This window comes from Stenotrophomonas sp. STEN056, from assembly GCF_056759635.1.
On sequence record NZ_JBRRDL010000001.1, the window covers coordinates 15,899 to 36,874 of the forward strand.

Here is a 20,976-nt window from a genome sequence, read left to right on the forward strand (position 1 = left end):
ATCAGGAGAGCTTGTATTTGAAGTCGCCTTTCTTGCCGGCGCTCACCTTGATGGCGTTTATGTGACTTCCCTCGGCCATTGCGGCCAGTACGCTCTCGGCGATCTCCGGCAGCAGGGTTCCATTGAGGATGTGGTCCACATTGCGTGCGCCCGAATCCACTTCGGTACAGCGCGCCAGGACCGCTTCGACCAAGCTTTCATCCCAACTGAAGGCGGCCTTGTGATTGGCGGCGATGCGGTCGCGGATATGTCCAAGCTTCAGTGCGATGATCTGCGCCAGCACGTCATCGGTGATCGGGTAGTAGGGCACAACCTTCAGACGACCAAGGAAAGCCGCCTTGAAGCTGCGCATCAGCACCGGCCGCAGTTCTTCGGCCAGTACATCGGCGGCGGGGATATCTTCAGCAGCCTTGTTCAGGCAGGCCTGCATGATCTGTGCCGAACCGATGTTGGAGGTAAGAATGATCAGCGTGTTGCGGAAGTCGATCTCCCGCCCCTCGGCATCGTCCATCACGCCCTTGTCGAACACCTGGAAAAACATCTCCAGCACGTCCGGATGTGCTTTCTCCACCTCATCCAGCAGCACCACGCTGTAAGGGCTGCGACGCACGGCTTCGGTTAGCACGCCACCTTCGCCATAGCCCACATAGCCAGGGGGCGAACCCTTGAGCCCGGAGACACTGTGCGCCTCCTGGTACTCGCTCATGTTGATGGTGATCAGCTTGCGTTCGCCACCATAAAGAATGTCGGCCAGCGCCAATGCGGTCTCGGTCTTGCCGACGCCGGAGGGCCCGACGAACATGAAAACGCCGCGCGGCTTGTTCGGGTCTTCCAGCTTTGCCGTTGCCGTGCGCACGCGCTGGGCAATCGCAGCCAGTGCATGGTCCTGGCCGATGATCCGCGCCCCCAGTAGGCCGGCCAGCGAGCGCACGGTGCGGATCTCATCCTTGACCATGCGGCCCAGCGGCACGCCCGTCCATGCCGAGATGATCTCGGCAACAACGGCACCGTCCACCTGCAGCGGCACCATCGGCACCTCGCCTTGAAGCGCACGCAGTTCAGCGACAAGCGTTGCCAACTCGGCATGCTGCGGTGATATCGGCTTGCTGGCCTTGCTACGCCGGGTTGCAGCGTTGGCAGGTGCCGCATCATCAGCCTGTTGCGCTTCGCCTGCCTGCTCCATGGCCTGGCGCAAGGTCGAGATACGCTGCGCCAATGCGCGCTCCTGCGCGAGGCGCTCCTCGCTGCTGGCCAGCAACGCACCGGCGTCGCGTTGCTGGGCGATGACTTCAGCCATGCGCGCCTCGTGCTCATGGTTACCAGCGGCCGCCTCACGCTGCAGCGCGACCAGTTCCGCCTGCAGCCGGTCCAGATGCCTGCGTGTGTCATCGATGATCGCTGGCGTCGCACTCTGGCCCAGCGCGACCTTCGCGCAGGCTGTATCCAGCACACTGACAGCCTTATCCGGCAGTTGCCGGCCGCTGATGTAACGGCTTGAAAGCCGCACGGCTTCGGTCACGGCCTCGTCCAGTACACGGATGCCGAAGTGGGCTTCCATCACCCCGACCATGCCACGCAGCATCGCCGCCGCCAGTGTTTCGCTGGGTTCCTCCACCTTGATTACCTGGAAACGTCGCGCCAGCGCGGCATCCTTCTCGAAGTATTTCTTGTACTCGCTCCAAGTGGTTGCCGCGATGGTGCGCAGCTCGCCACGTGCCAGCGCCGGTTTCAGCAGATTGGCCGCATCGTTCTGGCCGGCCGCACCGCCGGCACCAATCATGGTGTGCGCTTCAACGATGAAGAGAATGATGGGATGCGGGCTCTTCTTGACCTCGTCGATCACGTTCTTCAGGCGATTCTCGAATTCGCCTTTGACGCTGGCACCGGCCTGCAGCAAGCCCATGTCCAGGGTGTGGAGTTCCACCCCCAGCAGCGAGCCCGGCACATCCTCCCCGGCAATACGACAGGCCAGCCCCTCGACCACGGCAGTCTTGCCGACGCCGGCTTCTCCGGTAAGGATGGGGTTGTTCTGGCGACGGCGTAGCAGGATGTCGACCATCTGCCGGATCTCGCTGTCACGCCCGATTACCGGGTCGATCTTTCCCTCCCTCGCACGCGCGGTCAGATTCGTCGTGAACTGATCCAACGCCGGCGTCCGGCTCAAGGCTCCCTCCACCTTGCCCACCGCCTGGTCTTCGGGCTCAGCGACCGCTGCGTCCGCAAACCCGACCGTCTGTGTGGCCTCCTGCGAGCCCTCGGTGAGCTTGGCGAAGTCATGCTTCAGCTCCTCCCGGCGGAAACGGGTGAACAGCGCCGAGCCCCGATACGCGAGCTGGGAAAGGTCCGGCTCGGTCAACAAGGCCAACAGCAGATGCCCACTGCGGATGCGCGTGGTGCCCGAGTCCAGCGACGCGATCAACCACGCATGTTCAAACAGCTTGGGCAGGTTCTGCGAGAACACCGGCGTGCGCGTGTTGCCTGTCTTGAACTGGCTGATTTCATCACCCAAATCGCGCTCCAGCGACTCCGGCATGATCCCGCTGCGCCGTGCAATCAGCGCAAAGTCACTTTGCGGCTGTTCAAGCAGGGCCAGGAACAGATGTTCCAGATCCACCTCGTAGTTGCCACGTGCCATGCAGAGATTGGCGGCGCGCTCGGCCGCGAGCCGGCAGGTGTCATCCAGCTTGCCGATCAGGGTTTTCAGATTGATGCTCATGCGGAAATGCGCGCTCCTTGCTGGAACCGTTCGAGACCCAGCCACCCTCCGGCGGCCGGCATGTACTTACTGCAACGTGTGGATGCCATAACGGGTGTCCTCACGCGATGTTGTCTGTGGCTCGGTGCAGAGGTAGCTGTCCCAGCCGAGCCGTGAACCCACGCCGAGTTGGCTGCCTTGTATGTCTTCGGCTCGCAGCACCAGCCGCACGTCAAACTCAAGGGTTCCCCCGGTGAGCAGCGACAGCCATCTGGTCAATGCAGCGGCGGCGCTGCCCCCGGGAAGGAAGTCGTCAAACTTGGTCCGCTCCAGCGGGCCCACGCGCAGGCATAAGCGCAGGTCACGCTGCCACACCCGGTCACCGGAAAGCGCACTCGAACCCAGCGTTGCATTGGCCTGGCCCAATCGCGTGGTCTGCGACGCCGGCACGCGATACCACGCACCTACGAACTGCTCCAGTTGCATCGGCACGGAAAAATATTCGGACAGAACACGCGCGATCATCACCGCCGACACAGGCCGCTGCCGGATGCCGCCAGCGTAGTAGGCCAGCGCCTGGTCGAAGACATCTGACTGCGCACCCGACGTGCAGTCACGCAGTTCGTCGCTTCCCATGCCAAGCAACGACAGCACGAGGGGAAGAAACCGCTCCTTCCTGTCCAGCTCGTACTGCAACGCCAGGCGATGCTTCTTCCATGCCGCGTAGTGCAGTGCGACTGCACGATTGGAAAAGATATCCAGGAACGCCCGCGCGGTCCGGTCACGTTGATACAGCTCGCGCAGCTGCAGGGTTTCGGTGTAATGCAGTGGCAATGCGCCTGCCGTACCCAGCAACCCCATGAACTGCGGCGTCAGCTGCACCTCCGCCAGTTCCTGGCCGTGCAATGCATGCTCAACCTCGGTCGCACCCTCCAGTTGCTCTCCTTTGAGTGAAAGCACCTGGGCGTCCGCCGCCAGCTCCGTCGCCGGGAAGCCCAGCGACAACGTATTACGGAAGCGCAGCCGCATGGGCACGGCCTGCCCCGGCTTCACCCCTTGCCGTTGGAATACCTGCTCCAGAACCCGGACCGCCTGAAAGAACTCGAAGCGATGCGGTTCGGCCAGCAACTGTTGCGCTACGCCAGGATCGACTCGCCGCTGCGCGCTGGGCATCGGACGATCTCCTCTCCGCTGTCGCTGGAAACCAGCACCAGCCGGGTGAAACTGTTGGCATGCACATAAAGTGCAAAGAAGTGGTCCATCACCTGTGCGAAGGCCGCCACGCCGGTACCGACAAAGTGCGCCTCATCAATGGTCAGATGAATCTCCAGCCCGCGCACGACCGATGCGAACTGCTGGCCGGACATCCAGGTGGTCGCGGGCTTTTGTTCCAGTGCGATGATTCCATCAACCTGACGCGCTGAAACACTGCTCCCTGCCAGGTCATACAGCCGCAGCATCTCCTTCAGCGCGGACAGACCACTGCCCGACAACGACAGTTGATTCAATGAAATATGCGATATCAGGCGCCATTGGGCGCCACGCCCCTGGCGGAACCGCAGTGGCTTGCTGGGCTTGCGCAGCAGGCTGATGGCCCGCGCGGCAGTTCCGCCTTCCATGCTCAGATCACCGCCCTCCACACCAAATGCCAGATGGCTGGGAAGATCGCGGTTGCTGCAGGTCAGCTCCAGGCTGACGGTGTCGGTCTGTGGCAACACTGGGTTGAACGACAGATCGACAAAGCTCATCTCCATCTCGAAGCCAGGGCTGCGCCGGGCGAGGTTCTCGTCACGGCGGGCGATCCAGTACTGCCCGGTACGTTCGGGGTCTTCACCATGATGCAGCGAGTAGAACGGCCTGAACTCCTGAATGGCCTCACCCTGCGGTGTCTGCCGAACCCGGTAGACCGAATCAATGGAGTGAACTTCGTAGGCGAATGCACGCCGCGCATCCACCACGACGGGATAGTTCACCGTGCGATGGGTCACACGGATTGGCTCCGCAGCCGCGCGGAACAGATTCACCACCGGCGTGCAGCCAAGCTTCACGTTGGCAACACCCAACTCCTCCAGCACCATGGCATTGCTGCGCTCACGCTCATTGGAGCGAAGCACAAGATGCAACGTGAACCGGCGGCTGGCATCCGCCACCACCGGCGGCAGGTGCAGGTCCACGAAGCCGAATTTTTCCGGAAACGCGAACAACTCTGTCAACAGCCGATACGCGGGGTGCGAACGTGCCGGAAATTTGATCAGCGATTCGTTCTCGCCAAACCCAACCGCCTCCAGCGGGACTTTCTCCAAGCGACGCCAACGCCCATCGCCATCGGCTTCCACATACGCGGCGTTGACGCCCAGCATCAAGACGTCGCGCAAGGCCGCGCGCAATGACGGCTCACCATCCAGAAACAAGCGGAGGTTCTCCGTATCCAGCTGGTCGAAGCTCAGTTGATCGGAGAGAAATTTGAATGACAGCGATATCTGCCCGCCACTGCCAGGCGGCAATGACGTAGCCAGCGGCACATCCGCCACGCCGCGATAGACCACCGATTGCACTTCCAACGGTGCGAGCAGAACGTCATAGGCAGTACGGAATTCGCAAGGCACACCGCGAACTGTCCGGCTTAACAGCCGTGTTCCGCGCGGCACGTGCACCGGCGTGCTGAGCTTGGATGCAACGCCCTCGGTCTCGAAACAGGCAATCGAGCAGGACGGAAACGGCCGGAGGTAATGCGGATACAGGACATCCAGCAACGCATCCGTGAACTCCGGATAATCGTCCTCCATCCGCTTGGATACCCGTGCGGTGAGCAGTGCGAAGGCCTCGATGAGGCGTTCAACATGGGGATCCTGACTGCCCTCGGCCGACAACTGCAGGCGGCCGGCAATCTTTGGATAACGCTCGGCGAACTCGCGTCCGTACCGTCGCAGGTACGCAAGCTCGCGCTCGTAGTACGGAAGCAGATCCTGCATCAGGCGGCCTGTACCCGGCGCGCACGGCTGACCTGGTACTGCAGCGTCGAAGGCTGCAGCATCGCATCGAAGCTGACCGGCTCGCGTGCCGGTTCCATGTCCAGCACGGCGTGGATGGTGAAATGCAGACCGCCGGCAAACTGGTTTCCGGTTGCCAGATGCACGCCGACATTCTTCAAGCGTCGCTCGTGGCGCGCGACTGCGTCTTCCAGCGAACGGCAAATGGCGGCACGGTCATACGCGTTGGCCAGGCTCATCGCCGAGAAGTCACCCAAGCCGTAGGTCAGCACGGACTGTCGGCAGTTTGGGAACTCCAGCATGTCCTCTTCCTGAAAGGCAGCACGGGAATTGAGCAACCCTTCCAGGTCGCTGGCGATCGACTCCTTGTACTGCTCCAGCGAAACCGACTTGAACACCGACGCGGCATCCTGCCGTTTGGGGGCATCGTCAAACAGTTTTTCCAGCAAGCTGGGCTCAAGTCCTTTCATCGGCCAATCCGTGAGCTGCGCCGCACGGCGGCTGCGCGCATTCGGAGTCCCCTTCCCAGCGGCCCCGTCAGTACAACAAAAGCGATGGCGCAGTACGCGCCATCGCCGCCTCACATCATCAAACGGTGTAGTTCGGGATGTTCTTGGTAGCGCTCCACTGCGCAACCGTCTTGCCACCCACGCCGCCTTCCGGCTTCTGCTGCTGATAGGTCCACTTGATGGCACCGAAGCTCAGCTGCACCACTTCCTGCGGCATGCCTTCCTTGTCAACGGAAGTCGTGACGCGATGCACCAGCACGTTCATCAACTCCACCAGGTAGTAGTTGATGGCATTGCCGTCCTTGTCAGCGCGCATGAACTCAATGCGTGCCTTCGGGAACGTGGTGCCGTTGGCTGCGGCCTGGTTCAGCGCCGTCGAAGCCAGGTCAATCGCCTTCACGATTTCGATGGGGGACAGGTTGACTCGGGCAGCAGTGGTGCCACCGGAGGTCGATGCGGTCGCGGAGCGCGGCTGCAGCAGGTCCTGCGAGAACGACTGGATCTCGATCCAATCCTTGTGCTTGTCGTCGTGCGACTCGCCTTTGATCGTGTCGATGGAGAGAAAAGCATGTTGCATATCTGGTTTCCTAAGTTCCGTTCTTCCGTGAGATTGGGTGCCGGACACGCCGGCGGTTCAGGGGACTTCGTCCTCTCAAAGAATGCGTCTGCGTACTACAGGGCATCGGCCCCGACGCACCAGTTACAGCAAAACGTCACGACTTTTTGGCGGATGCTGGCAATTCAGCGACCAAGCGCAACGAAACAGACAGCTCATCGAGCTGGAAATGTGGCCGGATGAAGGCCACCGCGCGGTAGACGCCCGGTTTGCCGGGTGCCTCCGAAACCTGCACAGATGCTTCGCGCAACGGGAACTGGGCCTTGGCTTCCTGCGTGGCGTTGTCGTCCAGCAGTACATACTGGGCGATCCAACGATTCAGGAATTCCTCGACATTCCCTGCCGAAGCAAAACTGCCAATCTTCTCCCGCATCATTGCCTTGAGGTAATGAGCGATACGCGAGACCGCAAAGATGTACTGCAGCTGCGCGGAGAGGATTGCATTGGCATTGGCCGAGTCCGTGTTGTACTTCTTGGCCTTCTGTGCCGACTGCGCGCCAAAGAAGGCCGCGTAGTCCGTGTTCTTGCAGTGAACCAGCGGCATGAAGCCGAGGTCACTGAGCTCTTTCTCGCGCCGGTCGGTGATTGCCACCTCGGTCGGGCACTTCAGCGCGACCTCACCGTCGTCGGTGCGGAAGGTATGCGTGGGCAGATCTTCGACCAGGCCACCGCCTTCAACACCACGGATGGCCGCGCACCAGCCATAGCTCTCGAACGCCTGGGTAAGACGCGCACCCATCGCATAGGCGGTGTTGCACCACAGGAACTTGCTGTGATCGACGGCTTCCACTTCTTCCACGAAGTTGAAACCTTCCACGGCCGTGCCTTCCTTCGGGTTGTAAGGAAGCCGACCAAGGAACCGGGGAAGCGTCAAACCGACGTACCGGCTGTCCTCGCTGTCACGGAACGATTTCCACTTTGCGTATTCAACCGTATCGAACACCTTGGCCAGATCGCGCGGCTTGCCCATGTCGGTGAAGGACTCCAGCCCGAACATGTCTTCGCTGGCTGCCGAGATGAATGGCGCATGCGCTGCTGCCGCCACGTGCGACATCTGTTCAATGAAGTACATGTCCTCCGGCTGACGGCCCACCGCATAGTCGCCAATCAGCGCACCAAACGGCGCGCCACCGAAGGTGCCGAATTCCTCTTCGTAGACCTTCTTGAACAATGAGCTCTGGTCGAAGTCGATGGCTGACTTGAAGTCCTTGACCAGATCCTTCTTCGGTGCGTTGAGCACCTTGATCTTCATGTTCGGCCCGGTGGACGTCTGCGAGCACAGGTAATGAAGACCGCGCCAGCTGCTCTCCAGCTGCTGGAACGGCTGCGCATGCATCACGGCGCTGAGCTGCTCGGAGATGATCCTGTCGATCTCCGCGATGCGCGCATCAAGGGTCAGGTTCAGGTTTTCGGAGACCACGACGGTACCGTCAAGGACCTCCTTGGCAAGCGCGGCAATGATGTCCTTGGCACGCTCATGCTCGGTCTTCGACTTTGCAACCTTGCTCGAATCCACGATCTGGTCGAGAAGGGAAACGCTGCCTTCCTGCGCCGATGCGCTGGCCAGCTGACTGGCTTCCACTGCCATGCTCATTCCTCCGCCGGGGTGCCGAGCTTCTTCAGCTGCTCGGTATTGTTGAGGACGTCGGTCAGCAGGTCTTCCAGCTTCTCATTGCCCGCCAGTTTGTTGCGAAGGTCCGCAAGCTTCGTGCGTGACTCAAGCAGGCGCCGCAGCGGTTCGATCTGCTGGACAACGGCCTCAGGGCGGAAGTCGTCGATGGCGTTGAACTTCAGTTCCACGCCGAACTCGCCACCGCCATCACTGATGCGATTGGGGACACGGTAGACCGCGCGCGGTGCAGCGCCGGCCATGACTTCATCGAAGTTGTCCAGGTCAACGTTGACGAACCTGCGGTCCTTCACCTTCGGCAACTGCTCCTCGGGTGAGCCGCTGAAATCGCCCATCACGCCCACCACGAACGGCAACTCCTTCTGTTCGATCGCGTCGCCCTTCTCCACGTCGTAGGTAAGCTGCACGCGCGGCGGCCGGATCTTCTGCAGCCGCTTCTGGATACTGTCCTTCTTTGCCATCGTGTCTCCTTGACTCAAGTTCGAGAGCGGACTCAGTTGCCGATGTTCTGGAAGGGGTCACTGCTGCCCTGGCGCTGCGCACGCGAAGGGGCCGCAGGCGTTGCGGCGCGGCGAGCTGCCGGCCGCGCAGCGCGGGCGCGCGGCTTGGGCTTTTCGGCCTCCAAGATGGCCCCGCCCATCGTGCTGCGCAGCGTATCTACCAACACCTTTGCTTCTTTCTGTGCGGTATCGGAGGAAAGCGCTCCGCGCCCTTCAAGCCGCTGCAACGATTGATTGGCAACGCGGAATCCGGCAACGGTGATCACGCCATCTGCCACCAGATCATCGGGATCGCGCTGCAGCACTTCTTCGGCAGCAACAATCGAGCGCGCGTACTGCCCCTGGTCGAACTGCAGCTGCGCGATGCGAACCCACGGCTCCTTGCGTGTCGGATCCACCTTTGCGGCATCCTCGAATGCCTTGATGGCGACATCCGCACCTGCAACTGACACCTGCGCTTCGGCCACTTCCATCGTTGCATCGAATGAATTCGAGCGACTCTTTACTGATGTCGATGCACAACCCACCAATCCTGAGAAAACCACTGCAACGAGCAGCGACTTGGTCATTGCACTCTTCACGGATACCACATCCATCCTTTGATCCCTCTTCGATTTCATTACCAGAAGAGGCTGCACTTCCGTCACGCATTACATTCGGGAATCCAGCCCCAGGCGCCGGAGTGTACAGACGCAAAACTGCATCGGTATAGTGCGTTCCCGCGATGAATAGCCACTTCAACGACGCGGCGATGTCATCCCCAATGGCAACACATTTGAGATAGGACGGAGCGCAATTTCCCATATCTCATTTCATACAAATGGATGCATGAAATCAGGAAGAATGATGCGCCGAACATTTCGTACAAGTCCGATTTTTCTTTCCGCTCTGATTGCTGCCATCGTTACTGGCGGATGTGCAGGCAACGGCAAGATTGGCCGAGTGGTCGACACCACTCTGAAGGGCGTTGGCATCCGCCCGACGCAACCCCAAAGATCGCCCGAAGTGCCTCTACGCATCTACGCAGGAAAGAACCTCAACGCCGGGAATGATCAGCGTCCAGTCGCTGCCGTCATCAAGATCTATCACCTACGCAGCGCCCAGCGTTTCGAGCAGGCGCCGTTCAATGCATTTCTCGACCAAGCTGGCGAGCATGCGGCACTGGGCGCCGATCTGCTTTCGGTCAATGAAGTGGTGTTGATGCCAGGTGCGCGACAGGAACTGTCCGAAAAGCTGAGTGATGGCACATCGACAGTGGGCGTTGTTGCGCTGTTTCGATCACCTGCAGAGAATCGATGGCGCTTGAGTTTTGACGCCAACTCAAGAGGCCTGCAGGACGATGGCATCACGATTGGCGTCCACGCCTGCGCGCTCACCAGCGACAGCAGCGCGCTGGCACGGAAAACGTCCGGTGACGCACTCAGCCTTGCCTCGATCCAATGTGGAACCACGAGGTGATGCGCATAACCTTCATCGCGCCATGCAATCCAAACGCGCCACTGTTTGGTTTTTCCGCTGCGGTAGTATCTGCGCGCCTGAGTCATTGATGTCACAAGGCAACAGAGTGGTACCCCCGCCATTCCGAGCGCTGCCGATGATCGGCACATTGTCTTCCGGCAAATCTTTCATGCCCCAACGATGTTATTCAAGGATTGAAACGTGGCTTACGTAAGCAGGATGTCCAAGGTTCTCTGGGGCGAGGGCCTGTTCCTTAGACCGCAACACTTCCAGCGCCAGGACGCCTATCACGAGGCGCGACTATTCGATGTTTCACAGACGCTGCATCCCTACAGCTGGGGTGTTCGTCGCATTCGATTCGACAGCCAGGCGCTGCATGGTGGCATGCTGCGTCCATTGGATATGTCGCTCATTTTTCCCGACGGCGAAACCTATGATGCGCCCAGCCATGATCGGCTGCCCGATGCGTTGTCCCTGAAGGAACTTGCACAGGGCATCCAGGCAACAACCGTGCACCTCGCCCTGCCGCTGCTGCGCGATGATGGGCAAAACTGCCTGGATGAGGACGGCAACAGTCTGGCGCGCTATCGGCAATCCAACCAGGTGAGCAATGACCTGTTCACCGGCGCGGCGGAGGCAGAGCTTGCATACCTGCAGAAGTCCGTGAGGCTCCTCACCGACGAGATGCCCCGGGATGCCTATGCAACCGTCCCTGTCGCCAGGGTGCGGCGGATTTCCAGCGGTGGCTTCGATCTGGACGAATCATTCATTCCGCCGTGTACCCAACTGCAGGCTTCGCCACGCATGCACCGCGAACTGCGGAGTGTCCTTGATGCGCTGCAGGCCAAAGTCGAGGCGTTGTACGGGCTGCACAGGCAAACCTCGCAGAACATCATCGAATTCCGCTCCGGCGATATTGCCTCCTTCTGGCTGCTGCACACGATCAACACCTCTTTCAGCGCGCTGGCCCACCTGCTGCATCACCCGCAGCTGCATCCCGAGCGGCTCCACCAGGAGCTTCTGCGAATGGCCGGTGCACTGCTTACGTTCTCCAACGTTCACCAGCTCAACGACCTGCCCGTGTATCGGCACGAACTCCCCGAAAGTTCGTTCGACAAGTTGATCGAAATTGTCCGCACGCTGCTCGATACGGTCATCTCCACCCGCCACTTCATGGTCGCACTGAGCGAGGTCAAGCCTTCCTACCATCTGGGGCACCTGGACTCGCAGCGCATCGACGGAAATGTCTCGCTTTACCTGTCCGTTTCATCTGCGCTTCCTGCACAGGAACTGCTCAACAGCGTCCCGGTGCGTTTCAAGGTCGGCGCGCCTGACGATGTCGAGAAGTGCGTGCTTTCCGCGCTGCCGGGGGTGAAGCTGAATCACGCTGCCCAGGTGCCGGCAGCCATCCCGGTTCGTCCAGGCAGCCACTACTTTGCGCTTGATCCGCGCGGTGCGCTGTACGAGCGGATGATCAAGACGCAGTCACTGATGATCTACGTACCCGCCGGCATCGCCGAGCTCAAGATGGAACTTGTCGCGGTAACCTCATGATGAATACTCCTCTCCCCCCGACCCCGGGCCCGATGCCATCGCTGACGGCTGATGCCCTTGCTGCGCGCCCTGCGGCCGTTGCAGCCAGCCCGCAGAGCCTCCACGACCTGATGTCCGATGGCTTTTATCTGCTGTTGTTGCTCAAACGCGGCCAGCTGCCGAATGACGGCGAATCGTTCGTCCAGCGTGTGCAGAGCTTCCTGGACAGCATGGAGCGCAATGCCATGCGCCTGGGCACAGCGTCCGAGGACATATATGCCGCGCGCTATGCATTCTGTGCGGCGGTTGATGAGGCAATCCTCACCCAGTCCTCGCCACTGCACGAAGCCTGGGAAAGAAGCCCGCTGCAATTGCGACTGTTCGGGGAACACCTGGCCGGCGAACATTTCTTCGACCGGCTGGAAGAGCTCCGTCGCCAGGGAGCCGCACGTCTGCCCTCGCTGGAGGTCTATCACTACTGCCTGCTGATGGGTTTTGAAGGCAAGTATCGACTGGAAGGAACAGAGAAGCTGGGTTATCTGACCGCCCGCCTGGGCGACGAGATCGTCTACCTCAAGGGCAAGCGCCACGGCTTCGCGCCGCACGCGCTGCCGCCGGACCAGGTGCGCAACAAGCTCCGGCGCGTCCTGCCGCTCTGGCTGCCCGCCGTGGTGGTTGGCTGTTTCGGCTTCATCGCCTTCCTGGGTCTTCGTACATACATGGGCCATGAAACCCGGCAGCAGATGGCCCGCTACAACAACGTGGTGCAGATGCCGGAACGTGCGGCACACATCACGATCACGTTGCCCTGATCGGGTAATGAGGAAGGCCTGGATCTTCCCACAGGCTTGGCAGGCTGGCACCGGCGTCACCGGGCACTACGACGATTCGTTTGAGTGATACCTACGGCGCCGGTTTGAACCCGCATATGGCATTGCCGATGCCGGCAACGCCATCCAGATCCACCGGGAATGGCGCCATTCCGGTCGAGATGCGGATTTGCTGCTCCACTCCCCATACAGAACTCACGCTCCATCAGAAGGAGGTTCCCAATGCTGGACCAGGATGCCTTGTTGTCGCCGATATCGAGCGATGCCCCCACCGGGGAGGACATGTCGTTCTCCGTGGAGTTTGACCGGATCATCGAAAATCGCCGTGCCGACGACCCTACTCTCGATCAAGGCGCGTGGCAGACCGATATCAAGAGCGCCGACTGGAATGGCGTACTACGCGACAGCAGCGAGCTTCTCCTCCATCGCACCAAGGACCTCCGCCTTGCCGGCTGGCTGTGCGAGGCGGCAACCCAACTCAAGGGCTTTCCCGGCTGGGCTGCGGGCCTTCGTGTCACCGCGGGTTTGTGTGACCGTTACTGGGACGATGTTCACCCGCTAGCCCACGACGGTGACCAGGAAGAGCGCATCGGCAACCTGAGTTGGCTGCTGGGCAATTCCCTGCAGTGGCTCCGCGCGGTGCCGATCAGTGCCGCGCCTCAGGGTCGCTTCAATCTTGCCGATTTTGAACACGCGCATTCGGCCGGTAGCGAAGCCGTCGAGGGGCGGCCGACGCTGGAACTTCTGGAAACCGCTCGCCGGGAAACACCCCACGCGTTCTATCGACAGCTCATCGACGCCCTGCCCGACTGCATGGCGGCCCTGTCGGAACTACAGGCCGCTGTCGATCATCGGTTGGGATTGGATGGCCCCAGCTTCACAGCGGTGCGTGAACAACTGGATCAGTTGCAGCGCGCCGTGCAGCGCTCTGCTCGCGACGTCGGAATGCTGCTGGACGCAGCGGACGAGGCGCCCTTGCCTGTGGACGCGAGTGACAGCGATCCAACACCGGCTCCTGGCCAGACAGCCGGAACCCCGGCCAGGCACAACCTCCCCGCCGGTGCACCCGCCTCACGCAGGGAGGCGCTGGCACAGCTGCGACAGGTTGCGGAGTTCTTCCGACGTACCGAACCACACAGCCCGGTTGCCTACCTGGCTGAGAAGGCAGCGCGCTGGGGGGAAATGCCGCTCCACGTCTGGCTCAAGCGGGTCATCAAGGACCACGGCACGCTGGAGCAGATGGAAGAGATACTGGATGTCAACGCAGAAACGCACGGGGATTGACCTCGTGCGTTTCCGTGTATCGAGCGAAGCCGATTATTGAATCTGGAACTCGATGCGGCGGTTGCGCGCCCGGCCGTCGTTGCTGGTGTTGTCCGCTACGGGCTCATCGGGGCCTTTTCCCAGCACGTCCATGTGTGAGGCGGGGATCCGCTTCATCACCATATAGTTCTTCACCGCCAGTGCCCTGGCATGGCTCAACACCAGGTTGGCCTCGCGCTGCCCTACGTCGTCGGTATGGCCAATCACGAGAAAGCGACTGTCCGGCATCTGCGCCATCTTCTCGACCATCTCGTCCAGGATGCTCATGCCGAACGGCGTCAGCTTCGCACTACCGCTCTGGAATTCAATGATGCGGTTTGCCAGCGTCTGGTCCAGAACCTGCTGCTGCGAGCCCAGCTTGAGCGCATTGGTCACCGTGTAGGACGTATTGCTGGCCAGACTGAGATCACTGGCAATCTGCTGCCGAAGTGCTTCGTTGCCTACTTCGCCGGTAATGCGGACGGATTGGCCATTGACCTCCAGCTTGCCGGGTGAAACCCGCGTCAATCCAGAGCTGATCATCCGCGCGACATAGTCCCCCCAGTTGGGCGGCATCGCGATGCTGTCCACCTGGATGCGGTCAACCACGCGCTCGGCACCGTAGACAGCACGGAGACTGGTCAGGAGTTTGGCTTTGGTTGCTTGATCGGGCACTACCCCGTCAATCACGACAGGGCGCTGCGACGGACCAGGCTCGACCGCCGCTGGTTGCGCCAATGACGGAGCGGCCAGCAGCAGCGACAGCACGATGGAGGTCAGCTTCAACGGATGCATCATCAGGTTCCCAAAAAAGTTTCGCCAAACAGACGGCAGGCCGTTGCCAGCGCCAGATCATCGTGCGCCAGCAAGCTGTCCAAGCGGTTGAGGTTGTAGTCGGCCTGGATGAAGTCCTTGACCCAGTCGGACTGCGAAAGGCGAATCAGGAAGTCGCCGGCCTGCTCGGGATCCAGCGCCGCGCGCAGCGCTTGATGATCTGCTCCCTTGAAGCCGACAACCATGGTCGGGGCAGCGTCATTGCGGATAAGCACGGCCAGTTCAAAATCCGCTCGCGCAACGAAGCAGGACACCATGTCCAGCCAGAATGCCGCGATCAACGGCCGATAGACCGGGTCGCGTACCAGCGGAAACACCAGTGCCTTGTCCACATTCGCAGCCCCACCGCCCAGCACCGGCTGCAGCAACATACCCAGTGCGGGCAATGCCTGACGCAGGACAATTTCGCCATGCCCGCTTTGGCACAAGTGCTGCTGCAGTTCACCCAGCGTGGTGCTGTCCAGGAAATCCTGGAAACTGACCCGGTGGTCACCCGGGTCTGTACTGATGCTGAAGCGCGCCTCGGCCATGTCCACCAAGGCCTGCGTGGCATCCTCGTCGTGGCAGGCATTGCGGGCCAGACGGGCGAGTCCGGACCATGCATTGGCCATCGCCAGAGGACTGCAGCCGATGAATCGCAGCGGCTCCAATGCATCCAGCTTCAGGGCCAGAAGCAGGGGAAAGCGTCGCTCAGAAACATCGCGGCTGGCCAGGAAATGCCCGCACAGCACCATCCTGCTACGCGAGCCAAGGAAGGCATAGTGGATATCGGGCGAGTCGTCGTATCGCCGCTTCCAGTCAGCGCTTTGGCTGAGCAGATCCAGGCTTTCACCGGCCCATCGGTCCAGCCAACCGAGCAGCTGATGGTTGTCGCCGGCGCGCACAAAATCGCCACGCGATGGAACCTTCCCGAAGTAGGACACACCTGCCGTGCTCATGGTGTTGCCTCTACAGCACCAGCGTCATTCGACGAGACCGGGCCTGCGTGCTGCCTACCGGCAACTTGCTCGGGCAGTTGCAAACCGCGCTGCCAATCACTGCCGTCAGAACCAGCGCCAGCACGCCGTACGATACGCATCTCCACACTGACGCCCACACCATCGGCTTCCCAGGTGATACGGCTTGATTCGCCCATGCGTTCATACTGCCCTTCCGCCATCAGCCGCTGAAAACCGTTTGTTCCCGGCGCGTTGAAGATCTGCAGCGTACGACCATCGCCTGTCACCGCCGTAATCTTCACGCCGGGAATCTGCCCTGGATTGGGGTACTGCATCGTCATCCATTGCGGCGGGGTGTTCCGATAGCGCAGCACCTGGCCATCGATCTCGACGGTGTACTCCACGGCGCCGGTGGCCGGCATGGGCAGGATTTCGAAAATGGTGCTGTCCTGTGCAACCCCGGCAGCCGACCCGCTTACCCAATTGCCATAGTTGGCGACCAGATCGGCGGAAAGGTTGATGCCGATGCCCGCCCAGCGCCGCGGTTCGAGCAACGGGCCGCGCTGGATGACCAACGTCCCCATCGCCTCCTTGTTGAAGGCCGCGATGCTGCCATTGGCGCCAAAGATCGCAGCGATATCACCGGCGGCTGCATCCACGTCCGAATTGAGATTGAAAGGATACTGCTGGCCGATGCGGGCCTTGAAGGGCGCTTGCACCTGTGCCTTCCAGTTCTTGTTGACCTCATCTTCGGCCAGCGGCACCAGCGCGGCGAAGGTCTGGGTCAATGGCCGCAGCAGAAGGGGGCGCAGCGCTTCACGCTGCTTCTCATCCAAGCCGGTCAATACCTGCTCATCAACCAGCGCAAGCGCGGCAGAGAATTCCGAACCTTCGTTCTTGAAGGTGTCCTGCATCAGGTTACGGGCGCCCACACCGAGGTCGCCCTGGCTCTTGATCGCATTCAACCGTGCGCGCAGCTTGCCGAGGGTATCGAAGTATCGGCTGATCACCGCAGGCCGATCACCGCTGGCATTGACCAGGCGCGCCATGCCCTCAAAGGCCTTGCCGATCGGCCCAACCGGCTGCGCGGCCAAGGCGGTGGCGGGATTCTTGCGCAGCACATTGCGCTGGAACCAGGCACCAATCCCCTTCTGCATCTTGGCCGAGGCAGCCAGGGCGGGCGGGTTGTCCCACACCGTCTGTTCGTTGACCGCCTCCAGCAGCGCCCGCAGCGGCGACTGCGTGGCATCCCCCAGACGACCGATCCGCGACACCGCCTCATCGAAGGTGTTGAACTCGGCAATGCTCAAGCCTTGTACGAACTTGCCCCATTCCCGGGCGTATTCCTGCTTGTACAAGCCCACCAGTTCCCGCGATACATGCTCGGGGCTACCGGCCAGCGACAAGTCGCTCTTCTCGGTGGTCCCCAGCACCCAGTCCGTACTGCTCAGCTGGGTATTGGCGGCTTCCTTTATTGCATCGCGCACGTACTCTTCCCACGCCTTGCGGGTGAAGGCGCCGGAAATGGCATAGCTGCCGTTGATCAGCCGGCCATTGCGCTCCTCGCCCACCAGACTGTCGACGGTGACCGTACCAAAGCGAGCGCCGGCACGCGCCTTGATCTGTGCGAACACACGCTCCATTGCCGGCTGCCCTTTCATGACCTGCGACAGGGCCTGACGCGTATCAGCCACGAGCGTGACCTTGTTCTCCACCTGCGGCCAACCCGGCATCGCCACCTGGGCGACATGAAAATTCATCAGCTTCTCGGCAGCCCGCACCATTTCCTCACGACTCATCTGCCCGCGGTTCGCTTCAAGCCAGCTGCGCCAGAACAAGGTGAGCTGCTGCGACAGATGTGCAGCTTCAACATGCTGCGGGCTGCCGAGCATCAGATACGTCTTCAACGCGTTGTATGCGTCATTGGTGCTGGTCGGCGACGCGTTCTGGTAGAGCTGCGCATCGTTGGCAACTGCTTCGGCAGCAGCCTGCCCCAGCTTCTCGCGGTCGCTGACCACCTGGCCAAGATAGTGCTCCAGGTTGGACACTACCGGCGCAAGCATGACCTGCCGCATGCCGTGGTTGTATTCCGCCAGAAGCTTGTCACGCACGGCATCGCCCTGGTACAGACCAAGGCGCACGGTGATGCCGCTATTGTTCCGGTAGCGATCCAGCTGCTCCATGCGATCCTGCAAAAGCAGCAGCGCGTTCAAGCGCGATTGCAGATCCAGTCGGTCCGATTGAAGGCGCTTGGCCTGGTCCAGATCCTTGGTCGCGTTCACCACCAACTGCGTGTTGGTCGTGTAAGACCAGGTCCATAGCCCCAGCGCCAGGGCAAGCGCGCTTGTTGCGGCAAAGAAGACGCCATAGCGCAGCCTGCTCTGCCGCGGGCTGGCGTACTGCCTGACCAACTCTCTGTCGACGAAGATCACCTTGCGGAACAGGTTCTTCAGGAAGAACGCGGTCTCTCCACTCGGCGATTCCTCCTCGCCAGTACCAGACTGCAAACCAAACTGCCGGCCCACCCGCTCGGATGCATGGTGCACCGAGCGCCCTTCCTGCAGGGCGCTGCTGAAGTAGAAACCACGGAAGACCGGCTTGAACTGATACGGGTTTTCCTCGAACAAGGTTGCAATGAAGGTCCGCAGTGCCGGCTTGATCGCCACAAACTCCAGCGGCAGTGACAGCATTCCCGGCGAAACATCACGCCCACGCTGCATGGCCATGTGCGTCAGGCCCATCTCCTTGATGCCTTCTGCCAACTCGTCGAAATGCACGTCAAACGCAGCAAGTGCGTCGTTGTGGATTGGATCGGCCGGCAGAGTTGCGCCCCAGACATGGTCGCGCTCGGCCGGATCGAGGTTGCGGAAAAACTCGGTGAACCCGGCAATCAGGTCCGCCTTGGTGAAAAGCACGTAGACGGGTGCGAACACCTCCAGCCGCTCGGTGATTTCCTGCACCCGCTGGCGAAGGTTCTTGGCAAGCTCGATGGCGAACTCCGGCTTGCTGCCGGACAGTTCCGCAATGCTTGCGGCAATGATCACCCCGTTGATCGGCGCGCGCGGACGGTTCTGCTTCAGCAGGCCCAGGAAGGTCAGCCATTCCATCCGGTCTTCGACGCTGACCGAATACCGTCCCGCGGTATCCAGCACGATGCCATTCGTCGTGAAATACCAATCGCAATTGCGGGTTCCGCCAATTCCCTGAATGACATTTCGACGGTTGTCCTCGAAGGGAAACTGCAGCCCCGAGTTGAGAATGGCAGTACTTTTCCCCGCCGCCGGATTGCCAATGATGACGTACCAGGGAAGCTCGTAAAGCGCCGCATTGCCCTTCAGCACCCCCATCCGGGATGACTTTATCTGCTTGACCGCTTCTACCATGCGGGCACGCAATGCCTCCACATCAGCCCGCTGCGCGGGCTGTGCATTCGCAACAGCCTTGTCCGCTTCTTCCAGCACCATCGACTCCACCCGCCGGGCGGCACGACGTGCCAAAAGCCGCTTGATGCCCCAGATGAGCGCAGCCAACAGCAACAGCCCCGCCAGTACCCCCGCCACCCAGATTCCAAGTTGCCGGGCCTCAGCCTCTCCATATCGGGCCAATGCCATGGCGCTCACCAGGCCGACCACCATCCATAGACGGTAGTCGCGCAGGTAGTAGCTGAAGTTGCTGAAACTCATGCGGGAATCCAAGGTTTGTTACGCGACGCAGTTCAGGCCGCACACGGTTGGGGGAAGGAATCGACCAGCGCAAACAGCGGCGTCCGTGCATCTGCTCTGCCGAGCACAAGTACGGCGTGCTCGGATTGACACTGCGCAGCGGCCATAGCCAGCTGAGCGAAGGGAAGCACCACACCGATATCGCCGGCATGGCGTGGCAGCGACACGCATTGTTGGCTGAACTCAATGTCCGGGTTGATGGCGGACGCCATGGCCGCCGCATCAATAACAGCATCAGGATCAAGCCCGGCTTCATGCAGGACGAACTGCAGCCTGTCGCCTTCCAACCGGCATGACTGCTGCCATTCGCTGGCCAGTGCCACCAAGCGTCTGCGGCGTTCAGCCGGATGCTGCGGACCAGGCTCTGCAGCCGCCGGAAGATTCAGGCGAATTCGTTGCCCATTGCCTGCAGCAGCCAGAGCGGCACTGCAAAGCAGAACACCGGCGGCAGCTTCACCCGGCACCCGACCATCAGGTTTCGTGGCCGTCGCCAGTACGCCCGCCGCCAGCCATGCATTGATCAGCGATTGATCAATATGCGAGCAACACGCCAGCAGCAAGTGCCAGCGCGGCGTTCCTGAAGCAAGCGCCCGCGAGCACATATCCAGATGTTTCCAGGCGGCATACGCGTCATCAACCGCCGTCAGCTGAACCTCAAAACGCCGGGAATCCAAGCCCACCAGCTGTGCGCGCGACTGCAACCATGCATGTGCCCAATGGCGTAGTGGCGCTGACCACTCGGCCGGAACCAGGCACTCGATCAGCAGTACACACTCAACACCCCGGTCAGCGCGACGACGCAGACCGGCCACGACCACCTCGGCTTCGCCTTCCAACTCAGGCAATGCTCTCGTCGTGGAATCGAGCATCGCTTCAAGCAGCGGCTCCAACAGCGCCAATGCCCGCTGTTCATGAACCGCGACATCGAAGCCGGATTGCTGCGATGTGAGAACCCACGCTTCATCAAGGTCAGCAGCAGCGCTCAGTCGCACCGGCAGACCATGCGCATCCCGGAACCGGCGGCTCAGTGAAGGCTGTCTGCCTGATAGCTCTGCTGGCGTCGAAGCACCCATGCCGTCGCCGAGATTCAATCCGGTCGCCACCAGCATCACTACGGATTCCTGCTGAGCGAGGCCACTGGCGAGGTTTACGTCATCACCGACTTCCAGCGCGGCCGCGCTTTTGGCAACAGGACGATGACGCAATGCGCCACGCACCATCAAGCCTGCAGCGAGCAGCCCGCACGGGACAAGCACCAAGCCGACAAACCCCTGCAGGGCCGAAGGCGTCGCACCGTGGCTCCGCCAGTACAGCAATGCGGCGCACCAGCCTGCGACGATCACCACAGCCGCCATGACAGCAGTGCTTCGCCAGCTGGCCCGCATCAAACGTGTTGCACGCGAAGATCTCATTGCGCTG

At 61.2% G+C, this 20,976-nt stretch carries 16 protein-coding genes; 4 read left to right on the forward strand and 12 right to left on the reverse strand.

Annotated elements, in window-relative coordinates:
- Position 1 precedes the first annotated feature (1 nt).
- The 8 genes from tssH to ACVOLO_RS00090 all read right to left on the reverse strand — a co-directional run bounded on the left by tssH (position 2) and on the right by ACVOLO_RS00090 (position 9,587).
- Positions 2-2,716: a type VI secretion system ATPase TssH gene (tssH, locus tag ACVOLO_RS00055; protein ID WP_481568221.1), complete on the reverse strand. Its 2,715-nt coding sequence runs from the start codon at positions 2,714-2,716 to the stop codon at positions 2-4.
- A gap of 66 nt (positions 2,717-2,782) precedes the next feature.
- The gene (gene tssG / locus ACVOLO_RS00060; protein ID WP_481568222.1) at positions 2,783-3,868 is read right to left on the reverse strand and encodes a type VI secretion system baseplate subunit TssG; all 1,086 of its coding nucleotides are present in this window, start codon (positions 3,866-3,868) and stop codon (positions 2,783-2,785) included.
- Positions 3,832-5,667 (reverse strand): type VI secretion system baseplate subunit TssF, encoded by a 1,836-nt coding sequence (gene tssF / locus ACVOLO_RS00065; protein WP_481568223.1) that lies wholly within the window; start codon positions 5,665-5,667, stop codon positions 3,832-3,834. Before tssF ends, tssG begins: the two co-directional genes overlap by 37 nt.
- Positions 5,667-6,155, reverse strand: a complete 489-nt coding sequence (tssE, locus tag ACVOLO_RS00070; RefSeq protein ID WP_481568224.1) for a type VI secretion system baseplate subunit TssE — start codon at positions 6,153-6,155, stop codon at positions 5,667-5,669. Before tssE ends, tssF begins: the two co-directional genes overlap by 1 nt.
- A gap of 118 nt (positions 6,156-6,273) precedes the next feature.
- Positions 6,274-6,771: an Hcp family type VI secretion system effector gene (locus tag ACVOLO_RS00075; protein WP_481568225.1), complete on the reverse strand. Its 498-nt coding sequence runs from the start codon at positions 6,769-6,771 to the stop codon at positions 6,274-6,276.
- A gap of 136 nt (positions 6,772-6,907) precedes the next feature.
- Positions 6,908-8,398, reverse strand: a complete 1,491-nt coding sequence (gene tssC / locus ACVOLO_RS00080; RefSeq protein WP_481568226.1) for a type VI secretion system contractile sheath large subunit — start codon at positions 8,396-8,398, stop codon at positions 6,908-6,910.
- A 2-nt stretch (positions 8,399-8,400) separates the two neighbouring features.
- Positions 8,401-8,901 (reverse strand): type VI secretion system contractile sheath small subunit, encoded by a 501-nt coding sequence (gene tssB, locus ACVOLO_RS00085; protein WP_481568227.1) that lies wholly within the window; start codon positions 8,899-8,901, stop codon positions 8,401-8,403.
- A 32-nt stretch (positions 8,902-8,933) separates the two neighbouring features.
- Positions 8,934-9,587: a tetratricopeptide repeat protein gene (locus tag ACVOLO_RS00090; RefSeq protein WP_481568228.1), complete on the reverse strand. Its 654-nt coding sequence runs from the start codon at positions 9,585-9,587 to the stop codon at positions 8,934-8,936.
- A gap of 199 nt (positions 9,588-9,786) precedes the next feature.
- On the opposite strand from ACVOLO_RS00090, the gene tssJ reads away from it, so the two are divergent.
- The 4 genes from tssJ (at position 9,787) to tssA (ending at position 14,045) form a co-directional block, all read left to right on the forward strand.
- Positions 9,787-10,398: a type VI secretion system lipoprotein TssJ gene (tssJ, locus tag ACVOLO_RS00095; RefSeq protein WP_481568229.1), complete on the forward strand. Its 612-nt coding sequence runs from the start codon at positions 9,787-9,789 to the stop codon at positions 10,396-10,398.
- Positions 10,399-10,617: 219 nt separating this feature from the next.
- Positions 10,618-11,952, forward strand: a complete 1,335-nt coding sequence (tssK, locus tag ACVOLO_RS00100; protein ID WP_481568230.1) for a type VI secretion system baseplate subunit TssK — start codon at positions 10,618-10,620, stop codon at positions 11,950-11,952.
- Positions 11,952-12,743 carry a type IVB secretion system protein IcmH/DotU gene (gene icmH, locus ACVOLO_RS00105; RefSeq protein WP_481568231.1) on the forward strand — a complete coding sequence of 264 codons (792 nt, stop codon included), beginning with the start codon at positions 11,952-11,954 and terminating at the stop codon, positions 12,741-12,743. Before tssK ends, icmH begins: the two co-directional genes overlap by 1 nt.
- Positions 12,744-12,983: 240 nt before the next feature.
- Complete coding sequence (gene tssA, locus ACVOLO_RS00110) at positions 12,984-14,045, forward strand: type VI secretion system protein TssA (protein ID WP_481568232.1); 1,062 nt, start codon at positions 12,984-12,986, stop codon at positions 14,043-14,045.
- A 33-nt stretch (positions 14,046-14,078) separates the two neighbouring features.
- Here tssA and ACVOLO_RS00115 read toward each other — a convergent pair whose 3' ends face one another.
- The 4 genes from ACVOLO_RS00115 to ACVOLO_RS00130 are packed head-to-tail and all read right to left on the reverse strand — an operon-like array spanning position 14,079 to position 20,912.
- Complete coding sequence (locus ACVOLO_RS00115; RefSeq protein WP_481568233.1) at positions 14,079-14,858, reverse strand: OmpA family protein; 780 nt, start codon at positions 14,856-14,858, stop codon at positions 14,079-14,081.
- Between the two features lie 2 nt (positions 14,859-14,860).
- On the reverse strand, positions 14,861-15,835 hold the full coding sequence (tagF, locus tag ACVOLO_RS00120; RefSeq protein WP_481568234.1) for a type VI secretion system-associated protein TagF: 975 nt from the start codon (positions 15,833-15,835) through the stop codon (positions 14,861-14,863).
- Entirely contained in the window at positions 15,832-19,518 is a 3,687-nt protein-coding gene (gene tssM, locus ACVOLO_RS00125) for a type VI secretion system membrane subunit TssM (protein ID WP_481568235.1), read from the reverse strand. Before tssM ends, tagF begins: the two co-directional genes overlap by 4 nt.
- A gap of 32 nt (positions 19,519-19,550) precedes the next feature.
- Complete coding sequence (locus tag ACVOLO_RS00130; protein WP_481568236.1) at positions 19,551-20,912, reverse strand: hypothetical protein; 1,362 nt, start codon at positions 20,910-20,912, stop codon at positions 19,551-19,553.
- Positions 20,913-20,976: the final 64 nt, after the last annotated feature.